Genomic DNA, 22,278 nt, shown 5'->3' with positions numbered 1-22,278 from the left:
CGGGCAGCGGCTGCTCCAGCTCCGGCGGGGGCGGGTCGGAAACGTTCACGACCCCTCCTCCTGGTCATCGAGCCACTCGGCCAGCCTCTTGCGCACGACGGCCACGATCTCGACGCTGTGGACGATGTCGAAGACCCCGTTCTGCGAGGGTAAGTTCTTGAGCGCCCGGTTCGTGATCTGCCGAACGCCGACGTCCCCCAGGTCCAGCTGCAAGGCGCGTCCCGCGCGCTCGACCAGGATCTCGACCTCGCGGCGCTTGATCTGGCCGACATACTCCACGACCAGGCCCGCCGCCCCCTCCTCGGCGCCCGTCCCGGCGTCGGTGAACTCCTCGCCCGGGGCGCCTATGGTCTCGAAGCCGGCGATCACCATCCGCAGTCGCGGTTGCTGGAGCGCCGCGCCCACGAACGCCTCGAAGGCGATACGTTCGCCTTCAATCAGGCCCGCGGCCGCGTTCTCGAAGAAAAACCACAAGAGCCGGTCGGGCCCTTTGGCCAGGACCGCCTCGTCCAGCGCCTCCGCCAGCCGCCGGGCCTCATCGCAGGCGGCCGCCTCGGGCGTCGTATCGCCGGCCCGCGCCCCCTCCGGCGCCGCGTCGGGCTTCAGCGTCAGGCCCGCCTCGGCGGCGCGCCGGCGAACCAGCTCCAGCAGATCCAGCATGGGCTGGTCGAAGCCCAGGCGGATCAGGACGTGACGGCCCGGGTCACGCTCCAGCACGTTCTCCAGCAGCGCCGCCGAAAAAGCCAAGCCCGCGGTTCCCGCCTTGACGTCCAGGCGGCTGACCCGCAGACCGCGAACGCGCGCACCGGGGCGCGAGGCTTCCGCCACCCCTTCGAAGAAGAGATCGCGGCCGATGACCAACCGGCCATCGAGGGTATCGTTCAGGGACCACAGGAACCGGGGTGCGACGTCGGTCCGCACCTGCTCCATGACCGGCCCGTGGAAGCGTGTCAGCGGCACAAGCCGGCGCGCCAGGGCCCACCGCCCCTGGTGAATGCCCACCAGTTCGTAGCGCGTATTGACGCAGGCCGCCCCGGACGAACCGCCGTCGGTGGCGCTGTCGTGAGGAACGCGGGCCTCGAGGCCGACGATGGGATCGACCCGGCCGATGCCCCAGCCGATTGGACGCCCCTTCGGGAAGTCGAGGACGAATACGTTGGCCTGCGACGGCAGCCTCGGCGCCACGTCCGGCACGCGCAGGAAGTTCAGCCGCATGCCGTCCGGGCGGCTCAGTCGCAGCAACGCCACGTCGTGGCAGTCGACGAAGTCGGCGTCGTTGGCCGGAAACTCGTTGGCGAACTCCGCGATCGTGCAGGGCGACAGGTAGTGGTTGACCTTGAGCACGCTGCGTCGCGTCTGGTCGGCGAGCAGCACGCTGATCGGCTCGCGGATCGGATCGATGGTGTCGGGCCCTCCGCTGGCGATCACGTGCCAGGCCGTCAACACCAGGCTGGGCCCGATCAGGCAGCCCGATCCGGTGATGTTGTCGCCCAGCACGATCCGGCAGGCCGCCGCCTTTCCGACCCGCTCGAAGGCGCTGAAATCAATGACCCGCCGATCCATGGGCGCGGCGGTCTCGCGCCCGGCCAGCGCCTCGCCATAGGCTTCGAGCAGCCCCTGCTTCTCCAGCCGATCAGCCAGCATGCTCGCCAACGACATGCGGCGTTCCTCGGCCACGGGCCTCAGCGCTTCAAGGGTCACGGGAGGCTGGACGCCGCCCTGGATGGCCTTCAGGGCCTGCTCGGCGCGCACGGGATCGGCCCGTATGGCGTCCTCGATATCCGTCCTGCTGACCATCGCGTCCCCCAAGCTCAAGTTTGAGCTTGAATTTCCCGCGACACAACTATGAATTGCCAATGACAATCGGCACACGCCTCGGAGGCGTAACCCGCCGTCCGGGTGCGCCCAGGCCGCGCCGAGGAGAACCGCCATGCCCTTCGTGACGCTCCAGCCACCGGTCGAGAAAGGCCTCGAGGCCTATCCCCAGATGATGCCCAAGCCGCTGGTGGTGGCCGTGCTGGACAGCAAGGACGAGAAGGAAGGGCGCACCTGCGCCATCGTGACCTTCGCCTTCCGCTACATCCATCCGGCCTCAGGCGCGCAGATCGACGTACCCGAGGGCTATGTGACCGACTTCGCCTCGATCCCGGCGGTCGCGCGAGGCGTGTTCCCGCCGTTCGGCCGCCACGCCAAGGCCGCCGTCCTGCACGACTGGCTCTATCTGATCGGCGAGCCCGGACAGCGCGCCTTCGCCGACCGCATCTTCCTGGACGCCATGAAGGACCTGGGCGTCAGCCGGCCGCGTCGCACGATCATGTACCAGACGGTGCGGCTGGGCGGCGGCGGGGCCTACACCAAGGAGACCGCCACCTGGGCCAAGGCTTTCGGGGACTGGCGCACCGGCGATCGGCGCGCCCCGTCGTTCACGGCGGACGCTCACTACCAGCGGCGCTGGCCGGTCCCGCCGCGCCCCGACTACCGCCCCTAGCCGCAGGACCGGGCCGTCGACGTGGACGTCCGGGCCAGAGCGATCTCGGTCGGTTTTAGCTTCGATGAATGGCGGGGTAGCCAGCGAAGCACATCGATCAATTCACGGCGGTTGGCGCGGATGACGGAACGGATCGGCGTCTCTTCGCCAAGGATGGCGAGAACCATCCGTCTTGTTGTGTCGTAGGCCAATTGGGTACGGGGCGACCAATCCCGCGCCGGATCGGCCATATATAGTGTCGTAGACCTCCCGAAGGGTAAGTCTGAATTGTGTAGCAGGCTGGTGCAGCAATCGCCGAAGGACGGTCCCCCGACGGTAAAGCCGCAACGTTTTCAACGATGTCAGGAAAAATGGCGCGCCCGGAACGATTCGAACGTCCGACCCTCAGATTCGTAGTCTGATGCTCTATCCAGCTGAGCTACGGGCGCGCATTTCTTGGCAAGGAGGACTGGCGCACCCGACACGATTCGAACGTGTGACCTTTGCCTTCGGAGGGCAACGCTCTATCCAGCTGAGCTACGGGTGCATCCGCCTTGCGGAAGCGCGGTCTTAGCCGAAAGCCGCGCTCGCGCAAAGGGTTTTGGTCAGCCTTTCGCCAGATAGACGAAGCGGATCACGAACAGCGCCGCGAGGACGACGAGCAGCCAGTCGCCCTTGCGCAGCTTGCCGGTCACGGCCTTGAGCACGGCGTAGCTGGTGATGCCGAACGCCAGGCCGTTGGCGATCGAGAAGGTCAGGGGGATGGTGATCACCGTCAGGAAGGCGGGGATGGCCACGGTGGGGTCAGCCCAGTCCACTTCCGCCAGCGAACCGATCATCAGCGCGCCGACCAGCACCAGGGCCGGCGCCGTAGCGGCGGCCGGGATCGCCTGCACCAGCGGGGCGAAGAACAGGGTGATCAGGAAGAGGATCCCGACCACCACGGCGGTCAGGCCGGTGCGGCCGCCGGCGGTGACGCCCGAGGCGCTCTCGATATAGCTGCACACGGTGCTGGTGCCGGCCGCCGCGCCGATCATGGTGGCGGCGGAGTCGGCGGTCAGGATGCGGTTGAGGCGCGGGATCGTGCCGTCGGGCTCGACGAGGCCCGCCTTCTTGGTGACGGCGACCAGGGTGCCGACATTGTCGAACAGGTCGACGAACAGGAAGACGAAGATGATCTCGAGCAGGGCGACGCCCATGCCGCCCTGCAGGTGCAGGGCCGCGCCGACATCCATCTTGAAGAAGGTCGCCGACAGGTCGCCGAGGCTGTAGGCGCCCGGCGTGAACTTCGACAGGCCCAGCAGCCAGCCGGCGATCGCGGCCAGCAGGATGCCGATCAGGATCGCGCCCTTCACCCGCCAGGCCTGGAGGGCGGCGATGAGGACGAGGCCGATCAGGGCCAGGGCGGCCGAGGGCGTGGTCAGGTCGCCCAGGGCCACGGCGGTGGCCGGGTCGGCGACGATGACGCCGGCGCTTTTCAGGCCGATGAAGGCGATGAACAAACCAACGCCCGCGGCGACCGCCGAGAACAGCGGCCGGGGGATGGCCGCCACGATCATCTGCCGGATGCCCGCCACGGTCAGGATCAGGAAGGCCACGCCCGAGATGAACACGCAGCCCAGCGCCGTTTCCCACGGTACGCCCATGCCCTTGACCACGGTGTAGGTGAAGTAGGCGTTGAGGCCCATGCCGGGCGCGAGCGCCAGCGGGTAGTTGGCGATCAGGCCCATCAGGATCGAGCCCAGGCCGGCGGCGAGACAGGTGGCGGCGGCCACGGCGGCGATCGGCATGCCGGTCTCGCTGAGGATCGCCGGGTTGACCACGACGATGTAGGCCATGGTCATGAAGGTGGTGAAGCCGGCCAGCACCTCGGTGCGGACGTTGGTCCCCAGGGCCTGCAGCTTGAAGAGACGTTCGAGCATGGCTTAGCGGGCTCCGACCTTGGGCAGGGCCAGCGCGCGGCGGTCCCAGTTCTTGACGAGATCGCGGGCGACGACGCCCCCGACCAGGAATTCAGCTTCGAAGGCGGCCTTGGCCCCGTCGTCGTGCAGCACGCGCGGGAAGGTCGGCTCGCCCAGTGGCGGGCGCGTGTAGTTGCTGGCCGTGCGCAGCACCAGGACCCGGCGCCGGTCGATGCGGCCGCTGTCGGCATGGGCGTCGAGCACGTCGAGGATCCCCTGGTCTTCGCAGTCGCTCATGGTGAAGGTCCCCGCGCCGTCGGTCCAGAGCTTCACCCAGTCGCGGGCCCACTGGGTGCGATGCGTGCCGTGCCAGAAGCGCACCGCGCCCAGGGCGTCGCCTTGCAGCACGAACGGCGGGCGCTGGGCCTGCGGCTCCTTTGCATAGCCGGCGCGCAGTTTCTGAAGGTCGGGATTGTCGGGCAGGGCGACGGCCTTGGTCAGGTCGTAGGCCCAGTCGACCAGGCCGCGATCCAGGGTCCAGACCATGGCGCTGGAGCCCTCGGCCTTGCCCTTCACGTTCGGACGGTCGGCGTCGTTGGAATATAGGCCGTAGGGCCAGTCGGCCGGGATCTCGCGGTCGTCGACCTCGTAGATCGGATCGGCGTCGACGACGTAGCGGGCCCAGGCGGCGCTGCCGACAGAGGCGGACGCAGGATCGACGCCGGCGATGCCGCTGACGATCCAGTAGGCCTTGGAGAGGTCGAACTGGCTGGACAGGATCAGCGCCGCGACGCTTTCACGGGTGCGGCCGCGCATGTCGCTGACGATGGCCAGCACGCCGTCGTCGGAATAGCGGGCGACGTGGCGGATGCCCGGCACCTTGATCTCGCGCTTCAGCGGCCAGCCTTCGACCCAGGGCTGGAACTCGCCGGCCACGTCGCCGGTGTCGGCGCCGATCTCGAAGGTGGTGACGACGACCACCTTGATCGGGATGGGCTTGGTCGCCGCCTGCGCCAGCCCAGGAAGGCTTGCGCCGATGACGGTCGCCAGAACGACCAATGTTCTCAAGATCCAAGCCCGCATGCCTGCCCCGCTACTTCAAAAACGGCGCGAAAATCGTCGGAAGCGGCGGAGGATGCAACAGCTTCGCCGCCGGGCCTTCCTGCGTCGGCGCACGGGGGGCTAGGGTGCGCGCGAATCGACCACCGGAAGCCCTCGACATGCGTATCGTCCCGACCCTCGCCCTGACCTGCGCCGCCCTGCTGGCGCCCCTGGCGGGCCAGGCCGCCGAACGCTTCGACGCCGCGCCGCGCACCGCCGTGGTCAGCGCCTTCCCGCCGGAGATGGCGGCGCTGGAGGCGGCGACCACGGGCAAGAAGGAATTCACGGCCGCCGGAACGCGCTTCGTCACCGGCACGCTGGAGGGCAAGCCGGTGGTGCTGTTCCTGTCAGGCATCAGCATGGTCAACGCCGCCATGACCACCCAGGCGGCGCTGGATCGCTTCCACGTCAGCCGCATCGTCTTTTCCGGCGTGGCCGGCGGGGCGGATCCCGAGTTGGAAGTCGGCGACGTGGTGGCGCCGGAGACCTGGGCCCAGACCTCGGAGATGGCCTATGCCCGCGAGGTTCCGGGCGGTTTCGCGCCCACGCCGGGCCTGGTCAGCGACCTGCCCAATTTCGGCATGATGCATCCGCGCGCGGTGACGGTGGCGCAGGATCCGGCCAAGCCCGAGGACCGGCTGTCGTTCACCGCCGATCCCGAGCTGATCGCCCTGGCCCGCAAGTCGGTGGAGGGCCTGGCCCTGAAGCGCTGCGCGGCCGACCAGTGCCTGACCAAGCCGCCCAAGGTGGTGGTTGGCGGGGGCGGCGGCTCGGGCCCGGTGTTCGTCGACAACGCCGCCTTCCGCGACTACGCCCACAAGACCTTCGGCGCCCGCGTGCTCGACATGGAAAGCGCCGCCGTGGCCCAGGTGGCCTACGTCAACAAGACCCCGTTCATCGCCTTCCGCAGCCTGTCGGACCTGGCCGGCGGCGATCCGGCCACCAACCAGTTCCCGGTGTTCCTGCGCCTGGCGGCGGACAATTCGGCGACCGTGGTGCGGGCGTTCGTGAAGGCGTTGCCGTAAGGCGGAGTGACCCTTCACGCCCAGGAAAACCTCTCCCAGAGGGAGAGGGAGGGGCCCATGCGCAGCATGGGAGGGTGAGGGGTTTCGGACTCTCCGGACGGGGGGAGGGACTTGAGGTGACGGGACCGCCAACGGTTTACTCCCTCACCCTCCCACGCCTTCGGCGCGGGCCCCTCCCTCTCCCCATGGGAGAGGTTTTCCGTAGACGAACCTTACGTCTTCAGCGGATCCTTGGCGTTCGGGTCGCCGTAGGTCAGCGACACGAACACATCCTCCAGGTCAGGATCTTCCGTCGCGATGTCCTTGATCGACACGCCGGCCGCGCGCACGGCGGCCAGCACGTGCTCGACGCTGGACTGGCCGGTGCGGTAGCTGACCGAGAAGGCGCCGCCGGCGCGGCCCTTGGTCTCGAAGCCCTCCAGCGCCGGGGGCGTCGCCAGCGGGCTCTCCGGGGTCACCACCACGTTGCGGATGTCCATCCGGCCCAGCAGCGTCGGGGTCGGTTCGCACACCACCACCTCGCCGCGGTTGACGATAGCGATCTGGTCGCACAGCTCCTGGGCCTCTTCCAGGTAGTGGGTGGTCAGCACGATGGTCACGCCCAGTTCGTGCAGGCCCTTCACATATTCCCACAGCTGGCGGCGCAGTTCGACGTCGACGCCGGCGGTCGGCTCGTCGAGGATCAGCACCGGCGGCTGGTGGACCATGGCTTTGGCCACCATCAGGCGCCGCTTCATGCCGCCCGACAGCTGGCGGACATAGGCGTTGGCCTTGTCGCCCAGGCCCAGGGCGTTGAGCAGTTCGTCGGTGCGGCGCTGGTTCTTGGGCACGCCGTAATAGCCGGCCTGCACTTCCAGCGACTCGCGCGGGGTGAAGAAGACGTCGGCGGCCAGTTCCTGCGGCACCACGCCGATGGCGGCGCGGGCGTCGCGCGGGCGCTCGTCGATGTCGCGGCCCCAGATCTTCACCGTGCCGCTCGACTTGCGGGTCAGGCCCGCCAGGATGTTGATGAAGGTCGACTTGCCCGCCCCGTTCGGACCCAGGAGACCGAAGATCGAGCCGCGCGGCACCTTCAGGTCGATGCCGTTCAGCGCGCGCTTTTCCGGCGCGGTCTTGGTGGCGGGATAGGTCTTGAACAGGCCCTCGGCTTCGATCGCGTAGGCAGGCAGGTCCATGAAGCGTCCAATCGGGGGCGGAAGGCCTTGAAAACAGGGGCGTGCGCGGCTTCGTCGAATTGACGCGGCGCCGACGCGTCGCATAGGTATGCCTCGTTCGCCGCCTAGCCAAGGCCGCGCTCAGAATTCGAAGGTAGTTCCCCCATGGCCAAGGCCAAGTCCGAAGCTCCGACCGCCCCCACCGCCATGGACGTCGCCGTCAGCGCCGGCCCGGCCCCGGAGATCGTGCACGTCCATTCGCACCGCATCGCCTGCGACGGCGTCGGCGGCGCGCTGGGCCACCCGCGCGTGTGGCTGGAGATGGGCGCGGCCGGCTCGGTCGACTGCCCCTATTGCGACCGCCGCTTCATCGCCGCCGAGCATGCCGGCCATGACGAGGACGAACGCCTGGCTCCCGGCGTCTACGAAGGCCCGAGCGGCCACTAAGGCCGACTAGCCCAGATGGACGATTCCTCGCTCTCCGGCCCGCGCGCCGAGACCCTCGCCAAGGCGTGGGAAGCCGCCGAGTGGCCGCACGATCCGCCGGTCCTGCGCGCCATCGCCATGCCGTCCGACACCAACCCCGAAGGCGACATCTTCGGCGGCTGGCTCTTGTCGCAGATGGACCTGGCCGCGGCCTCGATCGCCTTCCACCGGGCGGCCGGCCGCTGCGCCACCATCGCCGTCGACGGCATGGTGTTCATCAGCCCGGTGTTCGTCGGCGACGAGGTCAGCCTTTTCGCCCGCATCGTCCATACGGGGCGCACCTCGCTGAAGGTCGAGGTCGAGGCCTGGCGCCGCCGCCGCGACGGCGAAAAGGCCCACAAGGTGACGCAGGGCGTGTTCACGTTCGTCGCCATCGGCGAAGACCGCAAGCCGCGCCCGCTGCCTTGATAAGATGCTCCCCCTGAAGAGGGAGCTGTCGCGAAGCGACTGAGGGGGAAGTGATCGCGGCGCATCAGTAGCCCCTTCCCCCTCCGGCCCTCCGGGCTGCCTCCCCCTTCAGGGGAGGATTTCAAAAACTACTCCAGCCCCTTGGCCACGCCCTCGCGACGCGGATCCGCGCCGCCCTCGAGCCTGCCGCCAGCGCGCACGATCACCCCGTGCAGGCCCGAATTCTCGTTCTGGCCTTCCTTGACCATCACGCCCCGCGCCTGCAGGGCCGCGGTAAGCTCGGGGCCGAAGCGGTTCACCTCCCCCGAGAACGTATCCCCCCGCGCCACCAGGTTCGGCAGCGCCACGGCGTCCTGCATCGACAGGCCCCAGTCGAACACGCCCACCATGGCTTTGAGGTTGTAGGACAGGATGGCCGAGCCGCCCGGCGAGCCGACCGCGGCCAGGAACTTGCCCTTGTCGTCCAGCACCACCACCGGCGACATCGACGAGCGCGGGCGCTTGCCCCCGGCCACGGCGTTGGCGCCGGGCAGGCCGTCCTTGTCGGTCGGCGCGAAGTTGAAGTCGGTCAGCTGGTTGTTGAGGAAGAAGCCGCCGACCATCCGGCCCGAGCCGAAGATGCTCTCGACCGTGGTGGTCATCGACACCACGTTGCCGGCCGCGTCGACGATCACGAAATGGGTCGTGCCGCCCGGCTCGATCGTCGAGTCCGGGCCGACCTTGGGCGCGCCCTTGGGCAGGCCGAAGCTCGGGGCCGGGCCGGCCGTCTCGCCGATCAGCTTGGCGCGTTCCTTCACATAGGCCGGCTCCAGCAGGCCCTCGACCGGCACGCTGACCTTGCCCGGGTCGCCGACATAGCGGTCGCGGTCGGCGTACATGACCCGCTCGGCCTCGGCGATCTGGGTCCAGGCGATCGGGTCGTTCTGGTTGCGCTTGGAAATGTCGGTGTGCTCGAGCATCAGCAGCGCCTGCAACAAAGAGACGCCGCTCGACGACGGTTTGGGCACGCAGACGCTGTAGACCTTCCACGGACGGCACAGGGCGTCGGCCGAGCGTGGCTTATAGGCCTTCAGGTCGGCCAGGGTCATGGCCGAGGGACGCTCGCCCTCGTGCAGCTTGGCGACGATGGCTTCCGCCAGCGGGCCTTCATACAGCGCCGACGGCCCCTCGGCGGCCAGGCGGCGCACGGTGGCGGCGTAGGCCGGGTTCTTCAGCGTCTCGCCGGCCTGGTAGCGCCGACCGTCCGGCTTGGTGAAATAGGCCGCGGCATCAGCCGTCTGGCCCTGGGGCGAGCGGCCGTTGATCATCGAGGCCAGGCGCGGGCTGACGACAAAGCCCTGGTCGGCCAGCTTTTCGGCGTCGAGGAACAGGCGGTCCCAGCCGATGGCGCCGTGCTCCTTCTGGGCCTGGGCCAGCATGGCCACCGCGCCCGGCACGCCGGTCGAGCGGCCCGACAGCACCGCGGCGATGAACGACACCGGCTTGCCGTCCTCGCCCAGGAACAGGGCAGGCGTCGCGCCAGCCGGAGCGGTCTCGCGGCCGTCATAGGCCGTCACCTTGCCGGTCTTGGCGTCGTAGAAGACCATGAACGAACCGCCGCCCAGGCCCGAGCTCTGCGGCTCGACCAGGCCCAGCACCGCCTGCACGGCCACGGCGGCGTCCACCGCCGAGCCGCCTTCGCGCAGCACCCGCAGGCCCGCTTCCGTCGCCAGCGGATTGGCCGAGGCCACCATGCCGCGCGGGCTGTAGGCGGCGGCCGCGCCGGCGGTGGCCGGGGCGGTTCTGGGGACGGTCGCCGCCGCCTGCGGCCCCATCGCGGTCGCGCAGCCGGCGATCCCTCCGCAAGCGGTCAGGACGGCGAGGGCGGCGAGAACGGGCAGGCGCATGGGCGGATCCTTCAGGCGGGCGGACATCGGGCGCGAAACGGGTCGCCCGTGGCGTCGGAAAGCCGACTCGGACGACGGGGATTCGACGAACCATGCCCCCGACGCCGCCACCACGCTCGCGAAAAATCGCCGCCGCACGCCCCTGCGACATCTTTTTCACGCCCAGAAATCCTTATGCGCCAAGGGATCGCGCAGTTATCCACCGAACTTGGCGACTTTCTTGCGACAAGACGCTTGCGCACCCCAGGGGTACGGGGTATCTCCCCCGCCTCGCCGCAAGGCAGTGCGCGCCCGTAGCTCAGCTGGATAGAGCATCAGACTACGAATCTGAGGGTCGGACGTTCGAATCGTTCCGGGCGCGCCATTTTCTTTTCCTTGAAGAATCTCCTGAAAATTCCGGGTTGTCGGCGCGGCGGGTTTGGCCGTAGCGCTGGGCTATGACCGTTTCCGTACTCTTCGTCTGCCTGGGCAACATCTGTCGCTCGCCGTTGGCCGAGGCCGCGTTCCGGCTGGAGGCGCAGCGGCTGGGGCTGGATGTCGTGGTGGATTCGGCGGGGACGGGCGGCTGGCACGCGGGCGATCCGCCGGATCGGCGGGCGCAGGCGACGGCGCGGCGGCATGGGGTGGAGATCGGGCATTACGCGGCGCGGCAGGTGACGGCGGCCGACTTCGAGCGCTTCGACCACGTGGTGGCGCTAGACCTGGACAATCTGCGCAACCTGCGACAGCTGGCGCCGGCGGGAAGCCGGGCGCGGCTGAGCCTGCTGCTGGATCACGTGGACGGGCGCGCGGGCGAGGCCGTGGCCGATCCCTACTATGGCGACGAGGCCGGGTTCGAGGTGACCTGGGCCGACGCCGTGGCTGGCGCGCGCGGGCTGGCGGCCAAACTGAGGCCCTCTCCCTGAAGGGAGAGGTGTCGCCGAAGGCGACGGAGAGGGAAGGAACGTCCAAGTTCAGCGGAAGCTGAAAACGCCCCCCCCTCCGGCCCCTTCGGGCCACCTCCCCCAGAAGGGGAGGACCTTTCTAGCCCAGGTGCACGCGGATGAGACTGCGGGCGGCGCGGGCCACCGAGCGGGCCGGGCCGTCGGCGCCGAGGGTGACGCGGGCGGTGTAGGAGCCCTCCATCAGCAGCATCAGGGCGTCGGCAAGCTCGTCGTCGGTGGTTCCGGCGCGGCGGCACAGGTCGATCAGCCGGCCGTGCAGCGAGCGCTTGTAGTTCACCGACACCTGCTGGGCCGGGTGGTTCTCCTCGTGCAGCTCGATGGCGGCGTTCGACAGCGGGCAGCCGTGGACGTTCATGTCGCAGGCCTTGGTCTCGAAGGCGTCGAAGATCGCCTCCAGCTGGGCGCGCGGATCGGTGCAGCAGCAGGCCGTGACGCCGTCCCACCAGGCCCAGTATTCGCGTTCCTGCTCGCGCAGCACCTCGGCGACCAACTCGTCCTTCGAGGGGAAGTTCCGGTACAGCGTCATCTTGGTGGCCTCGGCCTCGGCCGCGATGGCCTCGACGCCGACGGCCCGGATGCCGTGCTGGTAGAAGAGCTCGCGGGCCGTCTCGAAGATCCGGTCGCGGGCGGGCCTCTTGGACGCCGGCGGGCCGTCCGGCGCGCACGCCGTCCCGGCTCCCAGCTCCCCCGAGCCGACCTCCCCAGATTTTCTCGCAGCCATTTTCGTAGCACCTCGCCTTGACGTGAGAGTTACCGGTCAGTATCTCTCCGCCAGGGAGTGATACCGAACGGTATCGTCACATCCTAAATCGTCATTCCGCCGAGCCAAGTCAAGCAACAGACCCTGCGACATTTCTCACCCTCTTACCCTCTGAACGGAGCGCAAGCCATGCCGAACGCGAGCGACATCACCGCCGCCCCCGAAGCCGCCGCGGCCTGCCTCTCCACGGGGTGGCTGGCCAGCGCGGCCCGTCACGGCCGGTCGATCCAGCGGTGGATCGGCAAGGCCGCCGCGCCCAAGCCCCGCACCCGGTCGTCGCGGCCCTATCGCCCGCCGACCTGGGAATAGTCCGAGCGTCCCCTCCCCGTCCGCTCCTCCCCGAGCGTCTCTTTCGACAGGTCTTCCGATGCGCCAAGCCATCAACACCTTCGCCGGCCTCGCCGCGCTGGCGGTCCTTTCCGCCTGCAGCGCCCAGGCCAAGCCCGAACAGGGCCCCGCCCCCGCCGTGCAGGTCACCGTCGCCGACGTGGCCTTCAAGTCGCTGCGCCAGTGGGACGACTTCACCGGCCGGCTGGAGGCGGTCGACACCGTGGACATCCGCCCCCGGGTCGGCGGCTATGTGAACAGCGTGCGCTTTTCCGAAGGCGCCTATGTCCGCAAGGGCCAGGTGCTGTTCGAGATCGACCCGCGCCCGTTCCAGGCCGAGGCCGCCCGCGCCTCGGCCGAAGTGGCCCGCGCCAGGGCCGGCCTCGATCTGGCCGTCGTCAACCGCGAGCGCGGCCAGCGGCTGATCGACCAGAACGCCCTGGCCCGCAGCGAATTCGACCGCCTGGCCTCGGAAGAGAAGGCCGCCCAGGCCAATCTGGCCGCCGCCCAGGCCGCCCTGCAGACCGCCCGCCTGAACCTGGAATGGACCCGCGTGACCTCGCCGATCGACGGCCGGGTCTCCAAGGCCCTGATCACCCGCGGCAACCTGGTCACCCAGGCCGACATGCTGACCACGGTGGTCTCCGACGCGCCGATCTACGCGGCCTTCAGCGCCGACGAGCAGACTTTCCTGAAGTACGCCGCCGCCGAGCGCGGCAAGGAAAGCCCGGTCTATATGGGACTGATGACCGAGGACGGCTATCCGCACGAGGGCAAGCTGTCGTTCATCGACAACGCCCTGGACGCCAAGAGCGGCACGATCAGCGGCCGGGCGATCTTCGCCAACGCCGACGGCAAGTTCACGCCGGGCCTGTTCGCCCGCATCCGCCTGGTCAGCGCCGCCAGCCAGACGGTGGCCCTGGCCCCCGACCGCGCCATCGCGACCGACCTTGGCAAGCGCTACGTGATCGTCGTCGACCAGGCCAACAAGGCCCAGTACCGCCCGGTCGAGGTGGGTCCGCTGGCCGGCAACCTGCGCGTCGTTCGCCAGGGCCTCAAGCCCGGCGACCGGGTGATCGTCGGCGGCCTGCAGAAGGTCAAGCCGGGCGACACGGTCGCGCCCGTGGCCGTGAAGACGCAGGCGGCCGATCTGGGCCAGCTGGAAGTCGGCCCGCGGAAGGTGGCCGCCGTGGCCACGAGCACGAGCCAGAACTAACGCCCTCTCCCTTCCCCCTCGATGGGGGATGGGCCGGGGATGGGGGTGACAGCGCGTCAGGATAAGGCGCCAGCCCCACCGCCGCAGACACCCCCACCCTAGCCCTCCCCCATCAAAGGGGGAGGGAACGACCTCTTACGTCCCTCTCCTCCCCGGACGCTCCCCATGAACTTCGCAAAATTCTTCGTCGGACGACCGCGGTTCGCCGCCGTGCTGTCCATCGTCATCTTCATCGCGGGGCTTGTCGCCCTGCCCAACCTGCCGATCAGCGAGTACCCCGAGGTGGTGCCGCCGACCGTCGTCGTGCGCGCGGCCTATCCCGGCGCCAACCCGTCGGTGATCGGCGAGACCGTGGCCGCCCCGCTGGAGCAGGCCATCAACGGCGTCGAGGGGATGATCTACCAGTCGTCCCAGTCGGCCTCGGACGGGGCCATGATCCTGACCGTGACCTTCGCGCTCGGCACCGACCTGGATAAGGCCCAGGTGCAGGTGCAGAACCGCGTGGCCCAGGCCCTGCCGAAACTGCCCCAGGAGGTGCAGCGCATCGGCGTGACCACCAACAAGGCCTCGCCCGACCTGACCCTGGTCGTGCACATGATCTCGCCCAACAACCGCTACGACATGCTGTATCTCAGCAACTACGCGCAGCTGAACGTGCGGGACCGCCTCAAGCGCATCGACGGCGTGGGCGACGTGCAGATCTTCGGCGCCGGCGCCTATTCCATGCGGGTGTGGCTGGATCCGGAGAAGGTCGCGGCGCTGGGCATGACCGCCGGCGACGTCGTCCGCGCCCTGCGCGAGCAGAACGTCCAGGTCGCCGCCGGCCAGCTGGGCGCGCCGCCCAACGCCGGCTCGGGCGCCGACTTCCAGCTGTCGATCAACGCCCCCGGGCGCCTGACCGACGAAGACCAGTTCCGCGACGTCATCATCCGCTCGGGCGCCGACGGCCAGATCACCCGCCTGGGCGACGTGGCCCGCGTCGAGCTGGGCGCCAACAACTACGCCCTGCGCTCCTTGCTGGACAACAAGTCGGCCGTCGCCGTGCCGATCTTCCAGCGCCCCGGCTCCAACGCCCTGGAGATGGCGGCCGAGGTCAAGAAGACCATGAAGGAGCTGAAGAAGGACTTCCCCGAGGGCGTCGACTACGAGATCATCTACGACACCACGGCCTTCGTGCAGGAAAGCATCGACTCGGTGGTCCACACCCTGATCGAGGCCATCATCCTGGTGGTCATCGTGGTGGTGATCTTCCTGCAAGGCTGGCGCGCCTCGGTGATCCCGCTGCTGGCCGTGCCGGTGTCGCTGATCGGCACCTTCGCGATCATGCTGCTGCTGGGCTTTGGCCTCAACGCCCTGACCCTGTTCGGCCTGGTGCTGGCCATCGGCATCGTCGTCGACGACGCCATCGTCGTGGTCGAGAACGTCGAGCGCCACATCGAGAACGGCCTCTCGCCGCCCGAGGCCACCCGCAAGGCGATGAGCGAGGTCACCGGCCCGATCATCGCCGTGGCGCTCGTGCTCTGCGCGGTGTTCATCCCCACCGCCTTCATCACCGGCCTGTCGGGCCAGTTCTACCGCCAGTTCGCCCTGACGATCGCCATCTCGACGATCATCTCGGCCATCAACTCGCTGACCCTGTCGCCGGCCCTGGCCGCCGTGCTCCTGAAGTCGCACCACGCGCCCAAGGACCGCTTCCAGAAGCTGATCGACCGCCTGCTGGGCTGGCTGTTTGTTCCGTTCAACAAGGTCTTCCACCGCGCCTCGAACGGCTATGTCCGCGGCGTGAAGGCGACGCTGGGCCGTTCGACCGCCTCGCTGTTCGTCTATGGCGGCCTCTTGCTGCTGACGGCGCTGGCCTTCGCCCGCACCCCGTCCGGTTTCGTGCCGCAGCAGGACAAGGCCTATGTGGTCGCCGTCGTGCAACTGCCCGACGCCGCCTCGCTGGACCGCACCGAGGCCGTGATCAAGCAGATGGGCGACATCGCCATGAAGACCCCGGGCGTCGAGCATTCGGTGGCCTTCCCGGGCCTGTCGGCCAACGGCTTCATCAACAGCCCCAATTCCGGCGCGGTGTTCTTCCCGCTCAGCGACTTCAAGGACCGCAGGAGCAAGGACCTCTCGGCCGGCGCTATCGTGGGCCAGCTGAACCAGAAGTTCGCCGCCATCCCCGACGCCCAGATCGCGGTCTTCCCCCCGCCGTCCGTGCAGGGGCTGGGCACCATCGGCGGGTTCCGCATGCAGATCGTCGACAAGGCCGGCCTCGGCTCGGACGAGCTCTACAAGCAGACCCAGGCGATCATCGCCAAGGCGCAGAAGGATCCGGCCCTGGCCGGCGTCTTCTCCAGCTACCAGGTCAGCGTGCCCAAGATCCAGGCCGACATCGATCGTGAAAAGGCCCGGGCCCAGGGCGTGTCGCTGACCGACCTGTTCGAGACCCTGCAGGTCTATCTGGGCTCGCTGTACGTCAACGACTTCAACCGCTTCGGGCGGACCTACGAGGTCAACGTGCAGGCCGACCAGGACTTCCGCCTGCAGCCCGAGCAGATGCTGCGCCTGCAGACCCGCAACGGCGACGGCCAGATGATCCCTCTGGGCGCCTTCGTCAGCTTCAAGGAGGCCACCGGTCCCGACCGCGAGATGCACTACAACGGCATGCTGACCGCCGAGATCAACGGCGGCCCGGCTCCCGGCTTCTCGACCGGCCAGGCCCAGGCGGCGCTGGAGAAGATCGCCGCCGAGGAACTGCCGGGCGGCATCGGCTTCGAATGGACCGAGCTGACCTACCAGCAGATCCTGGCCGGCAACACGGCGATCTACATCTTCCCGCTGTGCGTGCTGCTGGCCTTCCTCGTGCTGGTCGCCCAGTACGAAAGCTGGAGCCTGCCGCTGGTGGTGATCCTGATCGTTCCGATGACCCTGCTGTCGGCCCTGGTCGGCGTGCTGGTGACCGGCGGCGACAACAACATCTTCACCCAGATCGGCCTGATCGTGCTGGTGGGGCTGGCGTGCAAGAACGCCATCCTGATCGTCGAGTTCGCTCGCGAACGCGAGATCGAGGGCGACACGCCGCTCCAGGCGGTGCTCGAAGCCTGCCGCCTGCGCCTGCGTCCCATCCTGATGACCTCGATCGCCTTCATCATGGGCGTCTGGCCGCTGGTGGTGTCGCACGGGGCCGGGGCCGAGATGCGCCGGGCCATGGGCGTGGCGGTGTTCTCCGGCATGCTGGGCGTCACCGTCTTCGGCCTGATCCTGACGCCGGTGTTCTACTACGTCATCCGCCGGCTCTCGGGCCGCAAGTCGCTGGCGACCGTCAAGACGGCCCCGCCGGCGGTGGAGGCGCAGGCGCACTGACCCAACCGCTCCCCTCCCCCTCGATGGGGGAGGGGCAGGGGTGGGGGTGAAGCGGCGTCGGCCGGCTCCCCATCCTGAAACGCTGTCACCCCCATCCCCGCCCCTTCCCCCATCAAAGGGGGAAGGGAGACCTTCCGAGGTTTCCCATGACCTTTCTTAAAGTCGCTCTCGTCGCCGGCGTCTCGCTGCTGGCCACGGCCTGCGCCGTCGGCCCGACCTACAAGGCCCCGGCCACCGCCCCCGTCGCGCTCCAGAACGCGACGCCCGCCGTCGTCTCCACCATCGCCAATCCCGAGGCCCAGTGGTGGAAGGCGTTCGGCGACCCGACGCTAGACGCCCTGGTGTCCCAGGCCCTGGCCGCCAATCTCGATCTCAAGGTCGCCGTGGCCCGCGTCGACGAGGCCCGCGCCCTCTTCAAGGACGCGCGCCTGGACCAGATCCCGCGCGTCACCGCCTCGGGCGGCTATACCGACACCAAGCAGCAGCAGCCCGGCTTCTCCGACCAGCGGGTCGAGGTCGAGAGCTATCGCGCCGGGCTCGACGCGGCCTGGGAGATCGACCTCTTCGGCCGCGTGCGCCGCGGCGTGCAGGCCGCCAGCGCCGAGGCCGGCGCGGCCCAGGCCGACCTGCATGATGTTCAGGTGAGCGTCGCCGCCGAGGTGGCCCGCAACTACCTGGAACTGCGCGGCGCCCAGGCTCGACTGGCGGTGGCCCGCCGCAACCTCGAGACCCAGCGCGACACCCTGCGCCTGACCCGCGTGCGGTTCGAGGCCGGGGCCGGCGGAGCCATCGACGTCGCCAGCGCCGAGGCCCGCCTCAACGCCACCGAAGGCACGATCCCCGACCTCGTCACCGCCGCCACACGCGCCAACTACCGCCTGGCCGTGCTGACCGGCCAGCGCCCTGGCGCGCTCGACGCCCAGCTGGCCCCGCGCGCCGAGGAGCCCGCCCCGCTGGTCGCCGCCCTGCCGATCGGCGAGGCGTCCGAGTTCCTGCGCCGTCGCCCCGACGTGCAGGCGGCCGAACGGCGCCTGGCGGCCCAGACCGCCAAGGTCGGGGTGGCCACCGCCGACCTCTTCCCGCGCGTGCGGGTGACCGGCTTCGTCGGCTTCCTTTCGGGCACGTCGTCGGGCTTCGGCAACAGCGCCAGCCAGGCCTGGTCGGTCGCCCCGGCGGTCAGCTGGCCTGCGCTCGACCTCGGCGGCGCCCGCGCGCGGCTGAAGGCGGCGGAGGCCCGCAACGACGCGGCGCTGGCGGCCTATGACCAGACCGTGCTGGCGGCGATCGAGGACCTGGAGACCGCGCTCGTCTCCTACGCCCAGCGCCAGGCCCGGCTCAAAAGCCTGGCCGACCAAGCCGCCGCCTCGCGCCGCGCCGCCGAGCTGGCGCGCATCCAGTATAAGGAGGGCGGCATCGACTTCCTCGTGCTGCTCGACGCCGAACGCACCCTGCTGGCGGCGGAGGATTCGCTGACCGTCGCCGAGACCGGCGTGAACACCGACGTCGTGGCGATCTACAAGGCGCTGGGAGGCGGGTGGAGCTAGAAAGATCCTCCCCCTCCGGGGGAGGTGGCGCGAAGCGCCGGAGGGGGGCGTTTTCAGCTGCCGCCGCATTAGCCGGTTTCGCAGTCACTTCCCCCTCAGTCGCTCCGCGACAGCTCCCCCTTCAGGGGGAGCATCTTGTTGCCGAACCCCTCCCCCGTCCCTACCTGCACGAGGCTCCACCGAGGATCCCACTGCATGGCCGCCGCCGACGCCTACGTCTACCACCCCCGCGACGGCCACGGCCTGGCCCACGATCCGTTCAATTCCATCGTCGGCCCGCGCCCGATCGGCTGGATCTCGAGCGTCGACGCCCAGGGGCGGCGCAACCTCGCGCCCTACAGCTTCTTCAACGCCTTCAACTATACCCCGCCGATCGTCGGCTTCGCCTCGACGGGCTGGAAGGACACCATCGCCAACATCCAGGCCACCGGCGTCTTCTGCTGGAACCTGGCCACGCGCGAGCTGGCCCAGGCGATGAACATGACCTCGGCCCCCGCCGCCCCCGGCCAGGACGAGTTCGAGCTGGCCGGCCTGACGCCGGTCGACAGCACGCTGATCGCCGCGCCGCGCGTGCTGGAAAGCCCGGTGAACTTCGAGTGCCGAGTCACCCAGTCGTTCCAGCTGACCACGGCGGCCGGCGAGACGGTGGAGACCTGGATGACCTTCGGCGAGGTCGTGGCCGTCCACATCGACCGCCGGCTGATCCGTGACGACCGCGTCTACGACGCGCCCGCCGGTCGGCCGATCCTGCGCTGGGGCGGCCGCGGCGACTATGTCGCCGTCGACCCCGCCGCGATGTTCGAGATCTTCCGCCCCACCAAGGCCGACATCCCGCCGGCCGGCTAGCGCCTCAGGCCGACGCTATCAGGAAAGCCGGTCGCGGAACGCGGCGTAGTCGAACGCCCGGACCTGCCGCAGCACGTCGGTGTCGCTGTTCCACAGCGCGATCGCGGGCAGCGGCACGCCGTTGAAGGTGTTGGTCTTGACCATCGAATAGTGGGCCTGGTCGAGGAACGCGATGCGCGTTCCCGGCGCCGGGCGCTCGGCGAAGACGTAGTCGCCGATGATGTCGCCGGCCAGGCAGGACGGGCCGCCCAGGCGCACGGCGACGCCTTCGGTCGGCTCCTTGAGCATGGCGGGACGATACGGGGCCTCGATCACGTCCGGCATGTGGCAGGTGGCCGAGATGTCGGTGATGGCGATGGGCATGCCGTTGTCGAACACGTCCAGCACCTCGCCGACCAGGATGCCGGCGTCCAGCGCCACGGCCTCGCCCGGCTCCAGATAGACCTGCACGCCGTGGCGATCGGCCACCTCGTTGAGGAACGCGACCAGCCGGTCGGTCTGGTAGTCGGCGCGGGTCACGTGGTGGCCGCCGCCGAGGTTCAGCCACTTCACCCCGCCCAGCAGCGGAGCGAGCTTGGGCTCGACCGCCGCCCAGATGCGGGCCAGCGGCTCGAAGTCCTGCTCGCACAGGGCGTGGATGTGCAGACCATCGACGCCCCGCATGTGCTCGGGCCGCAGCTGCGACACCGGGAAGCCCAGGCGCGAGCAGGGCTGGGCCGGATCGTACTTGGCGACCTCGCCCTCGGAATGTTCGGGGTTCAGCCGCAGGCCGATCTCGAACACCTCGCCCTCGGCGCGGGCCTTGGCGATCAGGTCGGCGAAACGCGCCACCTGGTCGGGCGAGTTGAAGATCACGTGGTCGGACAGCCGCAGGATCTCGGGCAGGTCTTGGGCCTTGTAGGCCGGCGAGTAGGTGGTCAGCTCGCCCTTGTAGAACTCGCGCGCCAGCCGCGCCTCCCACAGGCCCGAAGCGCAGACGCCGTCGAGATATTCCCCGACGACGTCCGCCAGCGACCACATGGAAAAGGCCTTCAGGGCCAGCAGCACGCGGGCGTTGCCGCGATCGCGCACGTCCTTGAGGACGGCCAGATTGCGCCGCACCGCGACCTCGTCCACCACGAAGGCGGGCGAGGCGACGCGGTTCAGGTCGAAATGCGCGAAGGCGCCCGGATCACCGGCCCTGGTTTCCATGGGTCTCGTTCTTGGTCCTTAGAAAGCCAGCGGAGCCGCCAGATCCTCGACCGTCCAGGGCAGGCCGTGCTGGTTCAGCATGTCCATGAACGGATCGGGGTCGAGCTGCTCCATGTTGAACACGCCCGCGCCCCGCCACTTGCCGGTCAGCATCATGGCCGCGCCGATCATGGCCGGAACGCCCGTGGTGTAGCTGACGGCCTGGTTGCCGGTCTCGGCGTAGGCTTCCTCGTGATCGCAGATGTTCTTGACGTAGACGGTGCGGGCCTTGCCGTCCTTCTCGCCGGTCGCGATCGTGCCGATGTTGGTCTTGCCCTTGGTCAATGGACCCAGCGACGACGGCTCGGGCAGCAGCGCCTTGAGCAGCTCCATCGGGATGATCTCGCGGCCCTGGAACATCATCGGCTCGATGCTGGTCATGCCGACATTGCCCAGCACTTCCAGGTGCTTGAGGTAGCTGTCGCCGAAGGTCATCCAGAAGCGGATGCGCTGGATCTCCGGATAGAACTTGGCCAGCGACTCCAGCTCCTCATGGTACATGAGGTACATGTTCTTGGGGCCGACGCCCTCGAAGTCGAACACCTGCTTGTGGCTGAGCGCCGGACCCTCGATCCACTGGCCGCTTTCCCAGTGGCGCGACGGGGCGGTCACTTCGCGCAGGTTGATCTCGGGATTGAAGTTGGTGGCGAACGGCAGGCCGGTGTCGCCGCCGTTGCAGTCGAGGATATCGAGCGTGTCGATCCGGTCCAGCAGGTGCTTCTTGGTGTAGGTCGCGAACACCGAGGTCACGCCCGGGTCGAAGCCGCTGCCCAGCAGCGCCATCAGGCCGGCGTCCTTGAAGCGGTCCTGGTAGGCCCACTGCCAGCTGTATTCGAACTTGGCCTCGTCGCGCGGCTCGTAGTTGGCCGTGTCGAGATAGTTCACGCCGGACGCCAGGCAGGCGTCCATGATCGCCAGGTCCTGGTAGGGCAGCGCCAGGTTGACCACCAGGGCCGGCTTTACCGACTTGATCAGCGCGGTCGTGGCGGCGACGTCGTCGGCGTCGATCGCCGCGGTGTCGATGGTCACGCCCGTGCGCTCCAGCACCGACTTGGCGATGGCGTCGCATTTGGACTTCGTGCGACTCGCCAAGGTGATGTGCGAGAAAATATCCGTGTTCATCGCCATCTTGTGGACAGCGACCGAACCAACGCCACCTGCGCCGATAACCAGCACCCTGCTCATTTTTGGCTTCTCCTAACGCCTACCGCCCCGCCCTCGGCCTGATTCTGGGGGGCGGGCCTCTTATCACGTGGACCAGGTCTTCGATAGGAACGATCGGCCTCCGCATTCGAAGGCCGCATGAACCCGGCAAGACCTGAAAGATCCTGAACCATTACACGAGCTTGATGGCGGGCGCGTGTCTGACTTGCGCGCGCCTCGTCCAGGCGGATCGTTCGGAGAGGCGCGCGCCGCCCTTCCCGCGCCCGCAGGTTGGACGCGGCGCGTTTTCCACCTGAGGGATTTTTCCCTAAACGAAAATGTCGAGCCGCCGACCTAGGGCATAGGCGGGCATTGTGCGCCCGCATCGTCGCATCTAGGGGCGGATGATGGTTGCTGTGGTGGCTGGCGCGGGCCTTGGGCTGGAGCGCAGTTCGGGTTTCGTCCTGGGAAGCAACGGGCAGCTGGGCC

General features: G+C 69.0%; 18 protein-coding genes and 3 tRNA genes. 11 read left to right on the top strand and 10 right to left on the bottom strand.

The features are described from left to right. Nucleotides 1–45: 45 nt before the first annotated feature. Nucleotides 46–1,932 (bottom strand): trypsin-like serine peptidase, encoded by a 1,887-nt coding sequence (locus DDF62_RS08385; RefSeq protein ID WP_244286754.1) that lies wholly within the window; start codon nt 1,930–1,932, stop codon nt 46–48. Between DDF62_RS08385 and DDF62_RS08380 the strand changes: the two genes are divergently transcribed. Beyond that, nucleotides 1,931–2,488: a DUF1353 domain-containing protein gene (locus DDF62_RS08380; RefSeq protein ID WP_165832199.1), complete on the top strand. Its 558-nt coding sequence runs from the start codon at nt 1,931–1,933 to the stop codon at nt 2,486–2,488. The genes DDF62_RS08385 and DDF62_RS08380 overlap by 2 nt on opposite strands. Before the next feature lie 351 nt (nt 2,489–2,839). On the opposite strand, the gene DDF62_RS08375 is transcribed toward DDF62_RS08380, so the two are convergent. The 4 genes from DDF62_RS08375 to DDF62_RS08360 all read right to left on the bottom strand — a co-directional run bounded on the left by DDF62_RS08375 (nt 2,840) and on the right by DDF62_RS08360 (nt 5,451). After that, nucleotides 2,840–2,916 (bottom strand) — tRNA-Arg (locus DDF62_RS08375). Between the two features lie 21 nt (nt 2,917–2,937). Further along, nucleotides 2,938–3,014, bottom strand: a tRNA-Arg gene (locus DDF62_RS08370). A gap of 58 nt (nt 3,015–3,072) precedes the next feature. Then, complete coding sequence (locus DDF62_RS08365) at nt 3,073–4,389, bottom strand: NCS2 family permease (protein ID WP_116488697.1); 1,317 nt, start codon at nt 4,387–4,389, stop codon at nt 3,073–3,075. 3 nt (nt 4,390–4,392) lie between these two features. Continuing rightward, the gene (locus DDF62_RS08360) at nt 4,393–5,451 is read right to left on the bottom strand and encodes a purine nucleoside permease (RefSeq protein ID WP_116488696.1); all 1,059 of its coding nucleotides are present in this window, start codon (nt 5,449–5,451) and stop codon (nt 4,393–4,395) included. Between the two features lie 137 nt (nt 5,452–5,588). Between DDF62_RS08360 and DDF62_RS08355 the strand changes: the two genes are divergently transcribed. Then, entirely contained in the window at nt 5,589–6,494 is a 906-nt protein-coding gene (locus DDF62_RS08355; protein WP_116488695.1) for a 5'-methylthioadenosine/S-adenosylhomocysteine nucleosidase, read from the top strand. 212 nt (nt 6,495–6,706) lie between these two features. Here the strand turns inward: DDF62_RS08355 and DDF62_RS08350 are convergent, their stop codons facing one another. Further along, entirely contained in the window at nt 6,707–7,669 is a 963-nt protein-coding gene (locus tag DDF62_RS08350; RefSeq protein ID WP_116488694.1) for an ABC transporter ATP-binding protein, read from the bottom strand. Between the two features lie 144 nt (nt 7,670–7,813). Here DDF62_RS08350 and DDF62_RS08345 point away from each other — a divergent pair, with 144 nt between their 5' ends. Further along, complete coding sequence (locus tag DDF62_RS08345; protein WP_116488693.1) at nt 7,814–8,095, top strand: zinc-finger domain-containing protein; 282 nt, start codon at nt 7,814–7,816, stop codon at nt 8,093–8,095. Nucleotides 8,096–8,110: 15 nt separating this feature from the next. After that, nucleotides 8,111–8,542, top strand: coding sequence for an acyl-CoA thioesterase (locus DDF62_RS08340; protein ID WP_101711763.1), 432 nt, complete (start codon nt 8,111–8,113; stop codon nt 8,540–8,542). Nucleotides 8,543–8,670: 128 nt separating this feature from the next. Here DDF62_RS08340 and ggt read toward each other — a convergent pair whose 3' ends face one another. Continuing rightward, nucleotides 8,671–10,428 carry a gamma-glutamyltransferase gene (ggt, locus tag DDF62_RS08335; RefSeq protein ID WP_116488763.1) on the bottom strand — a complete coding sequence of 586 codons (1,758 nt, stop codon included), beginning with the start codon at nt 10,426–10,428 and terminating at the stop codon, nt 8,671–8,673. Nucleotides 10,429–10,715: 287 nt separating this feature from the next. Here ggt and DDF62_RS08330 point away from each other — a divergent pair. Together DDF62_RS08330 and DDF62_RS08325 are read left to right on the top strand one after the other, a co-directional pair. Further along, nucleotides 10,716–10,792: transfer RNA gene (locus tag DDF62_RS08330), tRNA-Arg, on the top strand. Between the two features lie 73 nt (nt 10,793–10,865). Continuing rightward, nucleotides 10,866–11,333 carry a low molecular weight protein-tyrosine-phosphatase gene (locus tag DDF62_RS08325; protein ID WP_116488692.1) on the top strand — a complete coding sequence of 156 codons (468 nt, stop codon included), beginning with the start codon at nt 10,866–10,868 and terminating at the stop codon, nt 11,331–11,333. Nucleotides 11,334–11,451: 118 nt separating this feature from the next. Here DDF62_RS08325 and DDF62_RS08320 read toward each other — a convergent pair whose 3' ends face one another. Continuing rightward, complete coding sequence (locus DDF62_RS08320; RefSeq protein WP_116488691.1) at nt 11,452–12,093, bottom strand: TetR/AcrR family transcriptional regulator; 642 nt, start codon at nt 12,091–12,093, stop codon at nt 11,452–11,454. A gap of 168 nt (nt 12,094–12,261) precedes the next feature. Here DDF62_RS08320 and DDF62_RS08315 point away from each other — a divergent pair, with 168 nt between their 5' ends. The 5 genes from DDF62_RS08315 (at nt 12,262) to DDF62_RS08295 (ending at nt 19,416) form a co-directional block, all read left to right on the top strand. After that, nucleotides 12,262–12,441, top strand: a complete 180-nt coding sequence (locus DDF62_RS08315; RefSeq protein WP_101716749.1) for a hypothetical protein — start codon at nt 12,262–12,264, stop codon at nt 12,439–12,441. Nucleotides 12,442–12,499: 58 nt separating this feature from the next. Beyond that, complete coding sequence (locus tag DDF62_RS08310; RefSeq protein WP_116488690.1) at nt 12,500–13,675, top strand: efflux RND transporter periplasmic adaptor subunit; 1,176 nt, start codon at nt 12,500–12,502, stop codon at nt 13,673–13,675. Between the two features lie 165 nt (nt 13,676–13,840). Continuing rightward, a complete protein-coding gene (locus DDF62_RS08305) occupies nt 13,841–17,026 on the top strand; it encodes an efflux RND transporter permease subunit (protein WP_116488689.1) in 3,186 nt (1,061 codons plus the stop codon). A 146-nt stretch (nt 17,027–17,172) separates the two neighbouring features. Continuing rightward, complete coding sequence (locus DDF62_RS08300) at nt 17,173–18,570, top strand: efflux transporter outer membrane subunit (RefSeq protein WP_116488688.1); 1,398 nt, start codon at nt 17,173–17,175, stop codon at nt 18,568–18,570. A gap of 195 nt (nt 18,571–18,765) precedes the next feature. Continuing rightward, the gene (locus DDF62_RS08295) at nt 18,766–19,416 is read left to right on the top strand and encodes a flavin reductase family protein (RefSeq protein WP_116488687.1); all 651 of its coding nucleotides are present in this window, start codon (nt 18,766–18,768) and stop codon (nt 19,414–19,416) included. Between the two features lie 18 nt (nt 19,417–19,434). Here the strand turns inward: DDF62_RS08295 and DDF62_RS08290 are convergent, their stop codons facing one another. Both DDF62_RS08290 and DDF62_RS08285 read right to left on the bottom strand, forming a co-directional pair. Continuing rightward, nucleotides 19,435–20,607, bottom strand: coding sequence for a carboxynorspermidine decarboxylase (locus DDF62_RS08290; protein ID WP_116488686.1), 1,173 nt, complete (start codon nt 20,605–20,607; stop codon nt 19,435–19,437). An 18-nt stretch (nt 20,608–20,625) separates the two neighbouring features. Continuing rightward, nucleotides 20,626–21,831 (bottom strand): saccharopine dehydrogenase family protein, encoded by a 1,206-nt coding sequence (locus tag DDF62_RS08285; RefSeq protein ID WP_116488685.1) that lies wholly within the window; start codon nt 21,829–21,831, stop codon nt 20,626–20,628. Nucleotides 21,832–22,278: the final 447 nt, after the last annotated feature.

Source organism: Caulobacter radicis (genome assembly GCF_003094615.1).
GTDB lineage: Bacteria > Pseudomonadota > Alphaproteobacteria > Caulobacterales > Caulobacteraceae > Caulobacter > Caulobacter radicis.
Note: the sequence above shows the minus strand (reverse complement) of the source record. Positions and strands in the feature narration are given on the sequence as shown.

What these genes read in the sequence shown, in the direction of transcription:
- DDF62_RS08380 (WP_165832199.1), top strand. Translation starts at nt 1,931, where the DNA reads ATGCCCTTCGTGACGCTCCAGCCACCGGTCGAGAAAGGCCTCGAGGCC.
- DDF62_RS08385 (WP_244286754.1), bottom strand. Translation starts at nt 1,932, where the DNA reads ATGGCGGTTCTCCTCGGCGCGGCCTGGGCGCACCCGGACGGCGGGTTA.
- DDF62_RS08365 (WP_116488697.1), bottom strand. Translation starts at nt 4,389, where the DNA reads ATGCTCGAACGTCTCTTCAAGCTGCAGGCCCTGGGGACCAACGTCCGC.
- DDF62_RS08360 (WP_116488696.1), bottom strand. Translation starts at nt 5,451, where the DNA reads ATGCGGGCTTGGATCTTGAGAACATTGGTCGTTCTGGCGACCGTCATC.
- DDF62_RS08355 (WP_116488695.1), top strand. Translation starts at nt 5,589, where the DNA reads ATGCGTATCGTCCCGACCCTCGCCCTGACCTGCGCCGCCCTGCTGGCG.
- DDF62_RS08350 (WP_116488694.1), bottom strand. Translation starts at nt 7,669, where the DNA reads ATGGACCTGCCTGCCTACGCGATCGAAGCCGAGGGCCTGTTCAAGACC.
- DDF62_RS08345 (WP_116488693.1), top strand. Translation starts at nt 7,814, where the DNA reads ATGGCCAAGGCCAAGTCCGAAGCTCCGACCGCCCCCACCGCCATGGAC.
- DDF62_RS08340 (WP_101711763.1), top strand. Translation starts at nt 8,111, where the DNA reads ATGGACGATTCCTCGCTCTCCGGCCCGCGCGCCGAGACCCTCGCCAAG.
- ggt (WP_116488763.1), bottom strand. Translation starts at nt 10,428, where the DNA reads ATGCGCCTGCCCGTTCTCGCCGCCCTCGCCGTCCTGACCGCTTGCGGA.
- DDF62_RS08325 (WP_116488692.1), top strand. Translation starts at nt 10,866, where the DNA reads ATGACCGTTTCCGTACTCTTCGTCTGCCTGGGCAACATCTGTCGCTCG.
- DDF62_RS08320 (WP_116488691.1), bottom strand. Translation starts at nt 12,093, where the DNA reads ATGGCTGCGAGAAAATCTGGGGAGGTCGGCTCGGGGGAGCTGGGAGCC.
- DDF62_RS08315 (WP_101716749.1), top strand. Translation starts at nt 12,262, where the DNA reads ATGCCGAACGCGAGCGACATCACCGCCGCCCCCGAAGCCGCCGCGGCC.
- DDF62_RS08310 (WP_116488690.1), top strand. Translation starts at nt 12,500, where the DNA reads ATGCGCCAAGCCATCAACACCTTCGCCGGCCTCGCCGCGCTGGCGGTC.
- DDF62_RS08305 (WP_116488689.1), top strand. Translation starts at nt 13,841, where the DNA reads ATGAACTTCGCAAAATTCTTCGTCGGACGACCGCGGTTCGCCGCCGTG.
- DDF62_RS08300 (WP_116488688.1), top strand. Translation starts at nt 17,173, where the DNA reads ATGACCTTTCTTAAAGTCGCTCTCGTCGCCGGCGTCTCGCTGCTGGCC.
- DDF62_RS08295 (WP_116488687.1), top strand. Translation starts at nt 18,766, where the DNA reads ATGGCCGCCGCCGACGCCTACGTCTACCACCCCCGCGACGGCCACGGC.
- DDF62_RS08290 (WP_116488686.1), bottom strand. Translation starts at nt 20,607, where the DNA reads ATGGAAACCAGGGCCGGTGATCCGGGCGCCTTCGCGCATTTCGACCTG.
- DDF62_RS08285 (WP_116488685.1), bottom strand. Translation starts at nt 21,831, where the DNA reads ATGAGCAGGGTGCTGGTTATCGGCGCAGGTGGCGTTGGTTCGGTCGCT.